Origin of the sequence: Paenibacillus spiritus (genome assembly GCF_008710135.1) — a bacterium.
Taxonomy (GTDB): domain Bacteria; phylum Bacillota; class Bacilli; order Paenibacillales; family Paenibacillaceae; genus Paenibacillus_AQ; species Paenibacillus_AQ glufosinatiresistens.
Map to the genome: position 1 here is coordinate 406,487 of NZ_VYKK01000005.1, position 14,099 is coordinate 420,585.

The window sequence follows — 14,099 nt, forward strand, 5'->3', positions numbered from 1 at the left end:
AGGATAATCAAATAAAGGTTGGGGATTTCTTCGCTCTTTCATAATTTGTACAAAATTAGGGCTGCGGTACTGCCTGTCCGAACTGCTTGTCGTACAGCTCCCGGTAGATGCCCCCTCGATCCAGCAGCTCGGCATGGCGGCCGCGCTCGGCAATCTCGCCGCCGGAGACGACGAGGATCTGATCCGCCGCCATGATGGTCGAGAGCCGGTGGGCAATGACGATGCCGGTCTTGCCCCGCAGCAGTTCGGCCATGGCCTGCTGGACATAATACTCGGATACGGTATCAAGCGCCGAGGTGGCTTCATCCAGAATAACGATGGACGGATTCTTGAGCAGAACCCGCGCGATGGCGATGCGCTGCTTCTCTCCGCCGGACAGCTTGATTCCACGGTTGCCGACAACGGTATCATAGCCTTCAGGAAGCGACGCAATAAAGTCATGGATATAAGCGGCGCGGCAGGCCCGGATCAATTCTTCTTCGCCTGCCGTCTCCGAGGCGTACAGCAGGTTCTCGCGGATGGTTCCGTTGAACAGGTACGTATCTTGCGTCACGAGACCAATCTGCGAACGGAGGGAGTGGAGCGTATAGGAAGTAATATCCTGCCCTGCAACCCGGATCTGCCCGGAGGCGGCCTCATACAATCTTGGAATCAGGTTGGTGATCGTCGTCTTCCCTGCGCCGCTGGGTCCGACCAGAGCTGTCATGGTTCCTGCCGGTGCAGTGAACGAAATGTTCCGGAGCGACGGCTTGTCCGATTGATAAGCAAAGCTGACCTCGCGGAATTCAATTTCGGCGGTCGCCGGCGTGTTGGAGTCACCCGAAGCCTGGGAGCTCCCGTAATTTGCGCCTAACCGGAGAGGCGAAGCGCCGGGCCGGTCGACAATCTGCGGCTCCATATCGAAGTAGGCAAAGATGCGCTGAAACAGTGCCACCGAGCGTTTGATTTCGACGTACAGGTTCGTCAGCGCGCCGGCCGGCGCATACAGACGGCCAAGAAGCGCCACGAAAGTCAGGATAGCGCCGACCGAAATCTCGCCCTGAATGAATAAGTAACCGCCGTAGAGATAAATCAGCATCGGACCGATGGAGGCGAAGGTGTTCACCAGCATCATGAACCAGCGGCCTGCCATGGATTCCCGGATCTGCAGCGAAGTCGTCTCCGCATTGGCTTCCCTGAACCGGTTCCACTCCCGCTGTTCGCGAGTGAACAGCTTCATCAGCATATAGCCGCTTAAGGAGAGCGTCTCTTCCACAATGTGATTCTGCTCGGCCGTCTTCTCCTGGGTCCGCTTGGCAAGCTTCCACCGGATGCTGCCCATCCGCCGGGTGGGAGTAATGAACAGCGGGATAATGATCACACTGACCAAGGCCAGCTTCCAGTTCATCCAGAACAAGGTGCCCGCCGTGGAAGCCAAGATAAGCACATTGCTGGCTACACTGACCACCGTACCGCTGAAGACGCCCTGAATCCCGGCGATGTCGCTCGTCATCCGGGTGATCACTTCACCCTGCTGAACCGTCGAGAAGAACTGCAGCGGCATCCCCTGAAGGTGGCGGTACATCTGGTTCTTCATGTCATACACAATATTCTGCGAGATGTAGGAGTTCAGATAGCTCTGGAGCACACCGAGCAGGCCTGAGGCCAGCGTGGCGGCGAGCGATGCGCTTACCAGCCAGACCAGCAGAGACATATCTCCCTTGGGCAACGCCCGGTCCACAATCTGCTGAACGAGCAGAGGAGGGAGGAGTCCAAGCACAGAGGTGGCCAGAAGGACGAGAAGAACACATGCCGTCTGTTTCCAGTAGGGGGCAAAATACCGGCCGATGCGCAGCAGCATCGCCCGAGAGAGATCCGGCTTCTCCGTCAGGTCGTCGAACTTCATCTTGCCCATTCCCATGCCTTGGCCGCTCATTCGGGACATGAAGCATCACCTTGCTGGCGGGCATGTTCTTCCACAGCCAGTCCTTCACGAATCTGTCCCAGGAGACGGATCAGCGTGTCGATATCGCCATCGTCCATACGGCTGAGAACATCGGACAGCGCTTGGCGGGACAGGTCTCGATCGCGAATCGAAGCTGCGGATTCCGATCCCCGGGGAGTGGGCTGAAGCACAGTCTCTCTTCGGTCCACCGGAGAGCTCTCGCGGAGAACAAGGCCTTTCTCCGTTAACTGGTCGAGATGGAGGCTGACCCGGCTCTTGGACAGACGAAGCCGTTCGGCGACTTCCTTCTGGGACAGACCGGGGGAAGCGGAGACCAGGGACAGAATCTCCAGCTGATGAACCGTAAGCTCATGGTCCGCAGCGCTGCGGTGGGCCAGGCGTTTAAGCTGCCGGGCGGCAGTGAATATGGCGGAGAATACTTCGCCGGAGCGGGAATGGTCGTGAGAACAGTGTTCGTGCATAGAATAGCTCCTTATGGATATTAGTTATCTTCGTTAACAGTTTACATGGATAACCAATGAAAGGCAAGTTCCTTCCCCCGAAACGATACGACCAGCGCATAAAAAAAGAGACGGCGAGTGAAACCCGCCGTCTCTAGGCACTTCTTACTGCCCGGCCGCCTGTTTGCCGTCGCATTTCTTGCAGACCGTCAGATTGCCGCCGCCGGCATCCTTGGCGGTGTAGAGCAGCTTGATCCGTGTGCTCCCGCAGAGCGGGCAAGTGCCTCTGGCACGCGAGGGCATCCGCCAGAGCGCCTTGCCGCGCTTGTTCTTGGACATCTTCTGTTCCCACCTTTGCCGATGTTGGTTGAGCTGTCACTTATCCTATGCCGGCGGACCGGGATAATTGCCTGCCTGCCTAAACGTCTGTCAAGTTTGTAAAATCGGACACGGATTCAGCCGCAGTTCCTCTCCAACAACGCCCCCAGTTGCTCCGCTAAAGCTTGATGCGAGATTGGTCGTTCATTCATAAACCACCATTCCACCACCCCTACATAAGCAGAAGCCACAAAGCGGATCAGCATTTCCTCATTGAGGCCCTTATTTTTTCCCTGGGTAACGTCTACTTCATCTGTAAATTCTTCAATTAAAAAATCGAGGAACCGGCTGCGGAAGTAAGAGGCTCCTTTGCTTGCCAACATCATCGAGAAGAAGGGGAAGTTCTCATCAAAATATTCGGTCCAGATAAGTGATCCTTCCTCGAAATCCAAGTCAGCTGCAGCCTTGCATCGATCCCCGAGTTCGTTGATATGTGATTCAATCAGCTTGTCCAGCAGGTCGTACTTATCGAGGTAGTGAAGGTAAATGGTACCCCGACTGACGTTGGCCCGGTCAGACAGGTCTTGAATCGTAATGTCATCAAAGCTCTTTTCGACCATCAGTTCTAATAAGGCATTTTTCAAGGCATCTCGGGTTTTCTTTATTCGTCGATCAACTTTAGCCATAGGTGAACACCTCATTAATTATAGTTAGACAATAATGCTCCATTTGTTCATAACTTAACAAACCGAATGGATCTAACCATTGCAGACTTACTGTATCTGTTTATAATTTTAGACATAAGTTCATTAATGTATCAAGTGTTATTTTTCTAATATTAGAAGGAGCGATGATCATGCAGAAGGTTCTGATCCTCGGAGCGAACGGAGGAATTGCCCGTGTGGCCATTGATTTGTTCCTCCGTCAAACAGACGCGCAATTAACGCTTTATTTGCGCAATGCACGAAGACTGAAGCACTTGGAATCTGATCGAGTCAAGGTCATGGAAGGCAATGTACTGAATCTGGATGAACTGAAAGAAGCCATGACCCAGCAGGATGTGGTATATGCCAATCTGGCCGGCCCATTAAAGCAAATGGCTGAAACTATTGTCGATGCGATGCATGCAACGGGATTAAGACGTCTTATTTTTATCAGTTCCATGGGGATTTATGGGGAAGTCCCCGGAGAGGAGTATAGGAGCATATTGGACCCTTACCGAGATGCTGCTGCAGTCATTGAAGCCTCGGACCTGGATTACACGATTCTAAGACCGGCTTGGTTTACCAATGCCGACGAAGTGGATTTTGAAACCACTACCAAAGGGGAACCATTTAAAGGTTCGATCGTATCGCGGAAAAGTGTAGCCGATCTGGTTGTTAAACTGGCGCTTGATCCTCATTTGAAAGTTCGACAAAGTGTAGGGATGAATAAACCCGAGTAGGCGCCAGACAGAGAGCGATTTATACATTCATAATCGAAAGGACTGTTTTATTCCATGTGTGAACATCATCAAAGTATGACGGTTCGTGCGTTAAGTGTACCGAATGCCAAAGCACCATTTGAACCAACAACCATCGAGCGAAGAGAATTGCGGCCAGATGATGTCCTGATCGATATTCAATACTGCGGCATCTGCCATTCGGATATTCATAATGCGCACAATGATTTCGGCCGCGGCGTTTTTCCGATGGTACCCGGTCATGAAATTGCAGGAGTTGTTGCCGCTGTAGGCTGTGAGGTCACGAAATTTGCTGTAGGAGATCGGGTTGGGGTCGGCTGTTTTGTTGACTCCTGTGGGGAATGTGATTTCTGCCGCAGCGGTGAGGAGCAATTTTGCCGGAAAGGCGTGGTCGTTGTCTTCAACTCCACCGGTTATGACGGGGAATTGACATACGGCGGTTACAGCCAGAAGATTGTAGTCAAAGACAAGTTTGTTGTCCGCATTCCGGACGGTTTGGAAATGAACGTGGCGAGCCCGCTATTGTGCGCAGGGATTACCACTTATTCTCCTCTAAAGCATTGGAACGCCGGTCCAGGTAAGAAGGTTGCTGTACTGGGAATGGGAGGACTCGGCCATTTGGCTGTTCAGTTTGCTCACAAAATGGGAGCGGAAGTTACGATTCTAAGCCATAGTCCGAATAAAAAAAGCGAAGCGCATGGATTTGGCGCAAGTCATTATTATGTGACCACGGACCTGGCAACGTTTACAGAGCTGGCCGGTCAATACGACCTGATCTTAAACACCGTTTCCGCCAACTTCAATGTAGATGCCCTGCTCTCCATTCTAAAGGTGGATGGAGCGCTCGTTCATCTTGGTCTGCCGAACAAACCGGAGCAGTATAATGTCTTCTCGTTGTTTGCCGGGCGTCGGATCATTACGGCTTCCAACGTTGGAGGCATCCGGGAAACGCAGGAAATGCTGGACTTTTCGGCGGAGAACGGAATTACACCTATGATTGAAGTCATCCGGGCCGACCAGGTTGACGAAGCCTACGAACGGGTCATGAACAGCGATGTGCGGTATCGGTTTGTCATCGATATGGCTACGCTGTAATCCATCCTAGGAGGTTATAATGAGAATTAACGAAGCCGCCCGACGCTACCATGAAGGAATGTTTCCGGATTACGAATCCAAGTTCATGGAGACAGATCCGGAGTTTGTTGAACGGTTTGATAATTTTGCGTTCGATGAGGTCGTCAATCAAGACGATTTGGATGATCGCACGCGCATGATGGCCATCTTGTCCGTATTAATCGGCTGTCAAGGTATCGACGAGTTTAAAGTCATGCTACCGGCAGCACTCAATTTCGGCGTTACGCCTGTGGAAGTTAAAGAAATTGTTTATCAGTCCGTACCGTACCTAGGCATTGGACGGGTCTTTCCTTATCTGCATGCCGTAAATGAAATTTTCGTTTCACGAGGGATTGAACTCCCTTTGGCGGATCAAGCAACGACAACAACGGATAACCGTCTGGAAGCAGGGATTCAGGCTCAGGTGGACATTTTTGGAGAAAGCATGAGGGACTTCTGGCAATCGGGACCGGAGGAAAGCAAACACATTAATCGCTGGCTGGCCGATAACTGCTTTGGTGATTACTATACCCGGCAAGGCCTTGACTATAAGCAAAGAGAGATGATCACCTTCTGCTTTCTGCTCGCCCAAGGCGGGTGTGAATCTCAGTTGACCAGCCATGCTGCTGCCAATATGCGCCTTGGGAATGATAAAATGTTTCTCATCAAGGTAATCTCGCAATGCATTCCCTTCATCGGTTATCCGCGCAGTTTGAATGCGCTGCGGTGTGTGAATGAAGCGGCAGCGAAATCGGAATAAGGAGGAAGCGCCTTGAATAATCGTACTTGGCTAATCACGGGAGTAAGCAGCGGATTTGGGTATGAACTGACCCGGCAGCTGCTGGAGAAGGGCGACAATGTCATCGGCACAGTCCGTGATAAGAGCAAGGTCAAAGACCTCATGGAGAGACATCCGGAGACGTTCACTTGCGAAATTCTGGACGTGACCGATGTTCCGGCGATCCATCAGCTTGTCGACCATTCGTTTGGGAAATTCGGCCGAATTGATGTCATCGTCAGCAATGCAGGCTATGGACTATTTGGAGCTGCCGAGGAACTTACAGATGAGCAAGTAAACCACATCCTCGCCACCAACCTAACGGGTTCCATTCAGCTCATTCGTTCGGCGCTGCCGCATTTGCGCAATCAAGGCGGCGGCCGCATGATTCAGCTTTCTTCCTATGGCGGACAAGTGGCCTTCCCGGGGAACTCCATGTACCATGCGACGAAGTTCGGCATTGAGGGCTTCTGCGAATCGGTAGCTCAAGAGGTTGCCCCGTTTAATATCGGAATAACCATTGTGGAGCCGGGCGGAGCGCGTACCGAATTCCGTTATGAAAGCGCACGGGTAGCGAACTTGATGCCGGAATATGAAGGGAATCCGGCGCATGGGTTTTTGAGCATGCTGGACGCTTCTAACGGCCTTGCTCCGGGTGACCCTGTGCGAATGGCTGCCCGCATTATCGAAAGTGTTGACAAAGAACCGGCGCCACTGCGTATGATGCTTGGTTCGCAAGCCTTGACAAACACGATTTCGAGGTTAGAAGCACGGATTGCCGATTATGAGAGACAGACCGAGCTGGCGGCTTCTACTGATTTTCCTGCAGGGGAATAAAGGGGTATTGTCATCTGAATTTAGTAGGAAAGGGACGGTTATCTTATGGATTACATGAAGCTTGGGAACACAGGTATGGATGTCTCGAGAATCTGTCTTGGCTGCATGAGTTTTGGTGAAGTGAAGCCAGGGGGGCACCAATGGGTGCTGAACGAAGAGAACAGCCGTCCGATTATCCAACGGGCGTTTGAACTCGGGATCAACTTCTTCGATACGGCGAATCTTTATTCCGGCGGCACCAGTGAAGAAATGGTCGGACGAGCCTTAAAAGATTATGCGAATCGCGATGAGATTGTCCTCGCTACAAAGGTTTGGGGGCGTATGCATCAGGGTCCCAATGGCATGGGGCTCTCCCGAAAGGCGATAATGAGCGAAATTGATAAAAGTCTGAAGAGACTTGGAACCGATTATGTGGATCTGTACATTATTCACCGCTGGGACTATAACACGCCCATTGAAGAAACGATGGAAGCCATGCATGATGTGGTAAAGTCGGGCAAGGCCCGATATATCGGAGCTTCGGCCATGTATGCCTGGCAGTTTCACAAGGCTCTGTACACAGCCGAGAAAAATGGCTGGACCCGTTTTGTTTCCATGCAAAATCATCTTAATCTTATCTACCGCGAAGAAGAGCGGGAAATGATGCCGCTTTGTAAGGATCAGAAAATTGCGGTCACGCCTTACAGTCCGCTGGCATCGGGAAGATTGATCCGGGACTGGTCTGAAACCACTTACCGGTTCGAAACCGATGCTGTTCAAAAAGCAAAGTATGATGCGACAGCGGATAAAGACCGGTTGATCGTTGAACGAGTGGCAGCAGTGGCCGAGAAGCGAAGCGTACCGCGCAGTCATATCGCTCTGGCGTGGTTGCTGCAGAAGGAGCAGGTGGCGGCTCCTATCGTGGGTGTGACGAAAATAACGCAGCTGGAGGAGGCAGTGGGTGCTCTATCGGTCCAATTAACTTCGGAAGAAATTTCATTCCTGGAAGAGCCGTATGTTCCGCACCCAATCGTGGGGGCTCAGTAATCTCTGAAATACCGGCAAAAAAACCGCGCATAACATATATTATGCGCGGTTTGGCGTACAATCGATCAGGATCGCTCCCAATGAGCACTTGTGCGGCTCAATAAACGAATAATATCCAATTATTCGCAGTAATCTTAGCGGCTGCCGACCTTCACGGCCAGCAGCTTCTTCTCGGTCGGAATCAGCAGCACGCCTTCTCTGACCGCGACGTTGCCGAATTCGGCGTCGCCGGTCTGAATACGGCCGATCGCTTGACCGGTCCCGGCATTCATCACGTAGACGCTGCCGTCGGCCAAACCGGCGACGACCAGAGAATCAATGATCTGGACCCGCGTGAAGGCGGCGGGAAACCGGCCGTAGTCGATTCGGGAACCGTCGGCCAGACGAAGTCCGATGAGGGAGTTCCCGCCGCTGAACAGCGCCAGCCCTTGCGCCGGTCCGGCGACCCAGGTGCCGTACTGCTCATAGCTGACCGGGCTGGCCTGCCCCGCGGAGTCCAGATCGTATCGGCGCAGAATGGCATCCCCTTGGTCAAGGTCGCCGTCGACGCTGTATAAGGAGGAACCTTCAAGCGTATTGCTGTAATTGGCCATCCGCCTTAGATCGGAGACCGGAATATACCGCCCTACAGGCGCTAATCCTCCGTTAAGCGGATTCAGCCGGTACAGGGAGACGAGATTTCCCGGAACCGCCTTCTTGGACTGCTGGATGGCCAGGCTGGTATTCTCTCGCAGCAGAAGTCCGCCTTTATAAGACCCGAGAATATCGTAAGGACCCTTCAGACTCCAGAGCTCTGTTCCGCGAGCGGCATTCAGCCCGAACCAGTGTCTGCTGACATTGTCGATGGTGCCGGAGACCATCAGGATTTTGCCGAACTGCCCGAACGGACCGCCGGCATACAGGTCCAGTTGGCTGTTGCTCCATAACAAAGCGCCGGTTACCGGGTTGAAGGCGGCCAACCCCATTCCTTCGTTGCTGAACAGCAGAGTGCCGTTCACCAACTGGAGATAGCTTCCCGCGTCCGAAGGGCGGAGCGGCGGTTTGACCGACCAAATCCGCTTGCCCGTCCGCGCATCGACTTTAACTACCTCCCGGGTGCGGCTGAGGTAGAACAGAGAGTTGGCCGTCATCGCTTCGGGCCGCCCCCCTTCCCGAACGGACCAGCGGATTTTCCCGGTTCGAAGCTCGGCGGCCACCAATCTTTGGTTGTCCGCATAATAGACCATACCGTTTATCTCCGGCATGAAGTCGCTGTATAATCCGCTTCCGTTCGTCGCAGCCTGCCAGAGCGGCCGGATCAGCGGCGCGCTGACGGCGGCTTCGCTCGAGGAGGAAGCGGGAGCGGCCGAAGCCGCCGCGGCGGTATCACCGGAGGCAGGCCATGCGGCCAGCAGGGCGGATAGGCCGAGTGCGCCGAGCAGAACAAGGCGCGCTGGGAATTTTGTACCGGACATCCAATCATCTCCTTACTCATCGTTACTCTTTGGACGCGCCGGAAATGATTTGGTTGCGGTCCGGATTTCATTCAGGAAGGGAAGGAACGGTTGCCTTCAAATAAATACAGATAGACATCCTCAAGGTTGGGCTTAACGGACTGCGCCTCCCACTCGGAGGGGCATTCGTCGCCGACGATGCGGACGCTGACTCCGTCGCCTTCGCTGAGGATATTGCTGACGTTGTACTTCCTCTGCGCCTGCTCCAGATCCTCGACAGGAATGTGGACCTCAAAAACCTTATCCCGCATCCGGTTCAGAATGGGCTGCGGCTCGTCCTGAATAACCAGCTGGCCCTGCTTCATCAAGATAATCTGCTTGGCGATGAACTCGATATCCGGCACGACATGGGTCGCGAGGATCACGATTTTGTTCATGGCGATCGTGGAGATGAAGTTGCGGATGCGAATGCGTTCCTTGGGATCGAGTCCGGCCGTCGGCTCATCCAGTATGAGAATCTTCGGGTCATTCAGGAGCGCCTGGGCAATCAGAATCCGCTGCTTCATTCCGCCGGAATAGGAGCCGAGTCTTTTGTTGGCGTCCTGCTCCAGATTGACGATCTGCAACAAATGCCGGATGCGTTCTTCCGCCAGCGATTTGGGCAGACCTTTGAGGGCGGCCATGTACCACAGGAACCGCCGTCCGGTGAAATCCTCGTACAGCCCCTGCTGCTGCGGCATGTAGCCCAGAATATCGCGGTAGCTTTTGCCGAGCTCCGTTATGTTCTGTCCATTGAAGGTCACTTGTCCGGAGTCCGGCTTCAGGTTGTCGGTGATAATGTTCATCAGGGTGGACTTTCCGGCGCCGTTCGGACCCAGAATACCATAGACCCCGGGAGTCAGTTCCAGCGATAAATGATCCAGCGCTCTCTTCTTGCCTTTGTTGTAACGCTTGCTGATGTTATGAATGGAGAGTTTCATTTCGTATTCGCTCCAATCGCCAGGAAATGGAATATCCTTTATAGCTGCCCCAGGATACCCAGCTGAGCAGGAGTCCTGCACAAGTCAGTACTCCCAGGTATCCCAATGTGTAGGAGAAGGAATGATCGGCGAGCTGGAAATAGAGCAGATGGACGCCGTTGAACGAAAAGGCTTGAATGCTATCCAGTCCGGCGCTCTGGATAACCAGCGGGATGACACCGAGAGCCAGCGTGAGCAGAAGGGCCAGTGAATGTCTCTTCAGCAGAACCGACAGGGCCAGCGCAACCTGTACAAGAAGAAGAATTCCCCAGAGCTGCAGCATGGCCGTAACGATGACGAATTCCCGGATGCTGACCGACAGACCGAGATTGCCGTAGAGCTTAAGGCTCTGAATCGGAGCGTCCCAATCCAGCGGCGCATAGCCGTGAATTAAATTCAGGAATCGAGGTGCGCTGAGGATGGCCAGCATCCCGATCGCGAGCAGATAGGCAATCAGATGCTTGCTGCCGTACAACGAGAATCGCCCTTTGCGGGTGCTCCGGATCACAGATACCATTCCGTTCTTGTAATCCATGGTGAAGAGAGGCGTCAGGGTAAGCAGCAGAAGGCTGGAGTAGACGATTCCGACCATTTGGTCTCTGAAGCGATTCTGGAATAAGTAGTTGGACGAGATCTCATTGACGAAGCTGCCGGTCAGGTGCCGGGAAGTCTGAAGCTGCGCCAAATGGCTGTACTGCTGGGCAACGCGTTCAAAAGCCTTGCTCTTAAGCTGGAACACTTCCAGTTCGCTCTTCTTGAGGCTGTATTGATGATAGGAGATCTTATGGCTACTGAAAGCCGATTCATTGTCGGCCATTTCCACGGGCAGATTGCGGAACCGCCCTTTCTCCGCTTCAATGAACTGAGCTTTCTCGGGAGTGAGCGGCCCTGCAAGCTGCTTGAGGTAAAGATTATAGAAGCTGTCGTCCTGATCAAAACGCACCTCTTCCAGATTGACGGTATAGAAACCGACGATCAGGGCGATGACCATGTACAGGAGCCCCCTTCCGGTAATCAGCGCTTTATAGCTCTCGTGAACGAACAGACGATTCGATCCCCGCTTGCTGCGGATTCGGGTGATGAAGAGCTGCCACCAGCGGTTCGGCGACGGCTGCAGGGAGGCGATGTTCTGCTTGATGTAGACAGCCACGGAAGCCGCAGGCAGTGCGAGAATCAGAACGGCGATGCCCAGCAACGACAAGGGCAGGCGGTTCACGGGGTGGCCCCCTATGTTCAGATTATGGTACACGCCCAGCAGGCTGAAGGTATCATAGTAAGAGACCGGGTTCATGTATTTGAAGAATCCCAGAGACGATAAGGGATGAATGGCGACTTTAGCCAAATAGCTGCTTACCAAGAGCAGCGCCAGAGTCAGGTAGATTTTGCCGGCATGATGGAGAGCGACAAAGACGACGGCGAACAGCAGAGCGAGCAGGGTGGAGGCCGCGACTTTTAATAGTACAAAATAAAGCAGATACTCCCGGACCGTGAGCAGCAAATCGCTGTACTTGAAAGGGAGCATGGACTGCACATACCGGGACATATCTCCGAATCCGTATAAAGAGTACGCGATCAAAAGGATGGAGCTGTAAAAGACGGCTGCCGCGGCAGCCGACAGAAGGGTAAGCGCAGCCAACTTGGCTGCGATGACAGGGAACCGCCCGTTCTTGCTGGTCCGGATTAGCTTCAGCAGTCCGGATTCCTTTTCCTGCAAGAAGATGTAGATACACAGAAGAAACAGAACAACGCCCATGAACAGATCGGTTGTCGAATATTGGGTTCCCGATACAATCCCGTTCTCCAGCCCGCTCTTCAGCGGAATTCCTTCCAGATGTTTAAAATCAGCCGCCGTCTTCAGGATATTGCGGTAAGCGAAGGAGCCCTTCTTCTGGAAGACGGACACTGTCAGCAGCTCATCGGCCCGGTCCTGGATGCCGCTGACGTATTCTTTATACCCCTGCATGTTCTGGTATTGGGAGAACAGGAGGTTGGATGTAAACAAATCGGCCCGAAATTGATCCGGGTCCTTGCTGTAAGGACTTTTATCAAAACGTTCGACCAGATCAGGATGGTCCTGGATAAAGGAGCGAAGCAGTTCCTGGTAGCCTTGCGTCTCCAGATTTACGCGATAGACCACTAACGTACCGAAGTCGCTCAGTTCTTGTTGGACCCGGCTCATTCTGGCGAGGGTCTCTTCTGACGAGCCTCCCTGGTATCGCTGCTCCCATTCCCGGTATTGATTCATATGCTGGAGTAAATAATCGTCCGCTTTCGTTTGTTGGTTGTAATACAGAAATCCGTTGCTCAACAGAAAGAAAGGAAGGACCAGCCAAATTAGACGCTTACGGCTAACCTTGAACAACTCATACCGGATAAGCTTCAGCATCGTTCTACTTCTCCATTTGAGTGATGACCGTGTCCGGGTGATCGGTTTTAATCAGCGTCTTAAACTTGGCTTTTCCAGAACCCAGTTCCTGTTTGTCCAAATAAGCGATGTAGCTGGCATCTTCTTTACGGTAGTGGGCAAACATGTAGCGATCATCTCCGGGCAATAGATTATGATCCTTGGGCAGAAAGGAAAGATCCACGGTATCGATCGGCTGATATTGCTGGTCGTATACGGTCATCCGATAGGCATCCGGAGCAGCCTTTAATTGTTCAGGTGTCATATAGATAGAGGCAGGTTGTCCAAATATGTACTTGTCTGCCGCATAATAAAAGGTAAAAAAATCCCGCTCGATCGGCAGCGGCGCTTCATGGTTCCCTTGCAGGTCGGCTTCGTAAATGACCCAAGACTTTGGATCCTTCACATCTCCGTAGAACTTGTTAAAGATCAATCTGTCGTGGAGAATTCCAACTAGTGCGCAGTTTGCTTTTGGATCCCCGGTGAACATTCCGGTGACTGTTTCGTCTTGGATATCATATCTAAATGTCCGATAAAGATTAGCCCCATTCTGGATGCCGGCCTCCAGAAAATAGACATTCTTGCCGTATGGAATAATGTCGCCGATGCTTCCTTTCTCCAGTTTGCCCAGGTACACCTGCTTAGGCTTGGCGAACCTTTTGTTCAGATCATACTGGAAGATCTGATATTTCCCGTCGGAATTTACGTCAAAATCCTGGGAGGAATAATAGACAATTCCGCGATGAATGGCGATTGCCATAGGACGAAATTTGAATTCAAGCACCTTGGTTCGCTTGGTTCCGTCGAGAGACAGACGGATAAGTGAATACCGGGTTACCGCCCGGTCCTTGTCCAGCACTTGTGCAGATTCCAGTACATATAAATGGTGATCGTTGTAGGCCAGGAATCCGCCGAATAATCCATCCAGGTTGGAGACGTAGGCGTTACAGTTGCTGATGGGGGCGGTAGCGGTCTGCTTCAAGCAGTCCGACTCAGGCCGATTATCCAGCAGAACGGGCTTCATGGCACCTTTGTCCATATAATAGATGTAGTTATTGTTCAAAAAGTAATAGCCGGTGTCGCTTTCTCCACTTTGTATGGCGCGACCTTGCTCAAGGAGAAAGTATTGATAATCCGTATCCGGATTATAGGTATCGCTGTAATCCTTAGCTTCGCCGCAGCTTGACAGGATGAGGAGCATGAATCCGAACAGGCTTGCAAGGAGAACGATTTTCTTCATTGGTATTCCCCTCCATAATCAATAACAGGAATTCGAACGCATTTCGGCGAACGAATTCCTGTTCAGACGGCGAACGAGGAACCC

The 14,099-nt window shown here is 52.6% G+C and carries 13 protein-coding genes; 5 read left to right on the forward strand and 8 right to left on the reverse strand.

The features are described from left to right. Positions 1 to 55 precede the first annotated feature (55 nt). The 4 genes from F4V43_RS06380 to F4V43_RS06390 all read right to left on the reverse strand — a co-directional run bounded on the left by F4V43_RS06380 (position 56) and on the right by F4V43_RS06390 (position 3,389). Entirely contained in the window at positions 56 to 1,924 is a 1,869-nt protein-coding gene (locus F4V43_RS06380) for an ABC transporter ATP-binding protein (RefSeq protein WP_223879793.1), read from the reverse strand. Further along, entirely contained in the window at positions 1,912 to 2,406 is a 495-nt protein-coding gene (locus F4V43_RS06385; protein WP_150457395.1) for a MarR family winged helix-turn-helix transcriptional regulator, read from the reverse strand. Before F4V43_RS06385 ends, F4V43_RS06380 begins: the two co-directional genes overlap by 13 nt. 144 nt (positions 2,407 to 2,550) lie before the next feature. Beyond that, positions 2,551 to 2,724, reverse strand: coding sequence for a hypothetical protein (locus F4V43_RS19675; RefSeq protein ID WP_191089496.1), 174 nt, complete (start codon positions 2,722 to 2,724; stop codon positions 2,551 to 2,553). A gap of 116 nt (positions 2,725 to 2,840) precedes the next feature. Further along, positions 2,841 to 3,389, reverse strand: a complete 549-nt coding sequence (locus F4V43_RS06390; RefSeq protein ID WP_150457396.1) for a TetR/AcrR family transcriptional regulator — start codon at positions 3,387 to 3,389, stop codon at positions 2,841 to 2,843. Positions 3,390 to 3,559: 170 nt separating this feature from the next. On the opposite strand from F4V43_RS06390, the gene F4V43_RS06395 reads away from it, so the two are divergent. Genes F4V43_RS06395 through F4V43_RS06415 form a run of 5 tightly spaced genes read left to right on the forward strand, consistent with a single transcriptional unit; the run spans position 3,560 to position 7,919 of the window. Then, positions 3,560 to 4,147: an NAD(P)H-binding protein gene (locus F4V43_RS06395; protein WP_150457397.1), complete on the forward strand. Its 588-nt coding sequence runs from the start codon at positions 3,560 to 3,562 to the stop codon at positions 4,145 to 4,147. 54 nt (positions 4,148 to 4,201) lie between these two features. Then, entirely contained in the window at positions 4,202 to 5,260 is a 1,059-nt protein-coding gene (locus tag F4V43_RS06400; RefSeq protein WP_150457398.1) for an NAD(P)-dependent alcohol dehydrogenase, read from the forward strand. Between the two features lie 19 nt (positions 5,261 to 5,279). Next, positions 5,280 to 6,038, forward strand: a complete 759-nt coding sequence (locus F4V43_RS06405; RefSeq protein WP_150457399.1) for a carboxymuconolactone decarboxylase family protein — start codon at positions 5,280 to 5,282, stop codon at positions 6,036 to 6,038. A gap of 12 nt (positions 6,039 to 6,050) precedes the next feature. After that, positions 6,051 to 6,893, forward strand: a complete 843-nt coding sequence (locus tag F4V43_RS06410) for an SDR family oxidoreductase (RefSeq protein WP_150457400.1) — start codon at positions 6,051 to 6,053, stop codon at positions 6,891 to 6,893. 45 nt (positions 6,894 to 6,938) lie between these two features. Continuing rightward, entirely contained in the window at positions 6,939 to 7,919 is a 981-nt protein-coding gene (locus F4V43_RS06415) for an aldo/keto reductase (protein WP_150457401.1), read from the forward strand. Between the two features lie 134 nt (positions 7,920 to 8,053). Here the strand turns inward: F4V43_RS06415 and F4V43_RS06420 are convergent, their stop codons facing one another. From F4V43_RS06420 to F4V43_RS06435, 4 genes are all read right to left on the reverse strand, one after another. Then, positions 8,054 to 9,373, reverse strand: a complete 1,320-nt coding sequence (locus tag F4V43_RS06420) for a PQQ-binding-like beta-propeller repeat protein (protein ID WP_150457402.1) — start codon at positions 9,371 to 9,373, stop codon at positions 8,054 to 8,056. A 71-nt stretch (positions 9,374 to 9,444) separates the two neighbouring features. Continuing rightward, positions 9,445 to 10,332 carry an ABC transporter ATP-binding protein gene (locus F4V43_RS06425; protein WP_150457403.1) on the reverse strand — a complete coding sequence of 296 codons (888 nt, stop codon included), beginning with the start codon at positions 10,330 to 10,332 and terminating at the stop codon, positions 9,445 to 9,447. Further along, a complete protein-coding gene (locus tag F4V43_RS06430) occupies positions 10,313 to 12,757 on the reverse strand; it encodes an ABC transporter permease subunit (protein ID WP_150457404.1) in 2,445 nt (814 codons plus the stop codon). Before F4V43_RS06430 ends, F4V43_RS06425 begins: the two co-directional genes overlap by 20 nt. 4 nt (positions 12,758 to 12,761) lie before the next feature. Beyond that, positions 12,762 to 14,015: a hypothetical protein gene (locus tag F4V43_RS06435; protein ID WP_150457405.1), complete on the reverse strand. Its 1,254-nt coding sequence runs from the start codon at positions 14,013 to 14,015 to the stop codon at positions 12,762 to 12,764. Positions 14,016 to 14,099 lie beyond the last annotated feature (84 nt).

Excerpts from the sequence above, each read along its gene's own strand:
- F4V43_RS06380 (WP_223879793.1), bottom strand. The coding sequence starts at position 1,924 with ATGTCCCGAATGAGCGGCCAAGGCATGGGAATGGGCAAGATGAAGTTC.
- F4V43_RS06385 (WP_150457395.1), bottom strand. The coding sequence starts at position 2,406 with ATGCACGAACACTGTTCTCACGACCATTCCCGCTCCGGCGAAGTATTC.
- F4V43_RS19675 (WP_191089496.1), bottom strand. The coding sequence starts at position 2,724 with ATGTCCAAGAACAAGCGCGGCAAGGCGCTCTGGCGGATGCCCTCGCGT.
- F4V43_RS06390 (WP_150457396.1), bottom strand. The coding sequence starts at position 3,389 with ATGGCTAAAGTTGATCGACGAATAAAGAAAACCCGAGATGCCTTGAAA.
- F4V43_RS06395 (WP_150457397.1), top strand. The coding sequence starts at position 3,560 with ATGCAGAAGGTTCTGATCCTCGGAGCGAACGGAGGAATTGCCCGTGTG.
- F4V43_RS06400 (WP_150457398.1), top strand. The coding sequence starts at position 4,202 with ATGTGTGAACATCATCAAAGTATGACGGTTCGTGCGTTAAGTGTACCG.
- F4V43_RS06405 (WP_150457399.1), top strand. The coding sequence starts at position 5,280 with ATGAGAATTAACGAAGCCGCCCGACGCTACCATGAAGGAATGTTTCCG.
- F4V43_RS06415 (WP_150457401.1), top strand. The coding sequence starts at position 6,939 with ATGGATTACATGAAGCTTGGGAACACAGGTATGGATGTCTCGAGAATC.
- F4V43_RS06420 (WP_150457402.1), bottom strand. The coding sequence starts at position 9,373 with ATGTCCGGTACAAAATTCCCAGCGCGCCTTGTTCTGCTCGGCGCACTC.
- F4V43_RS06425 (WP_150457403.1), bottom strand. The coding sequence starts at position 10,332 with ATGAAACTCTCCATTCATAACATCAGCAAGCGTTACAACAAAGGCAAG.
- F4V43_RS06430 (WP_150457404.1), bottom strand. The coding sequence starts at position 12,757 with ATGCTGAAGCTTATCCGGTATGAGTTGTTCAAGGTTAGCCGTAAGCGT.
- F4V43_RS06435 (WP_150457405.1), bottom strand. The coding sequence starts at position 14,015 with ATGAAGAAAATCGTTCTCCTTGCAAGCCTGTTCGGATTCATGCTCCTC.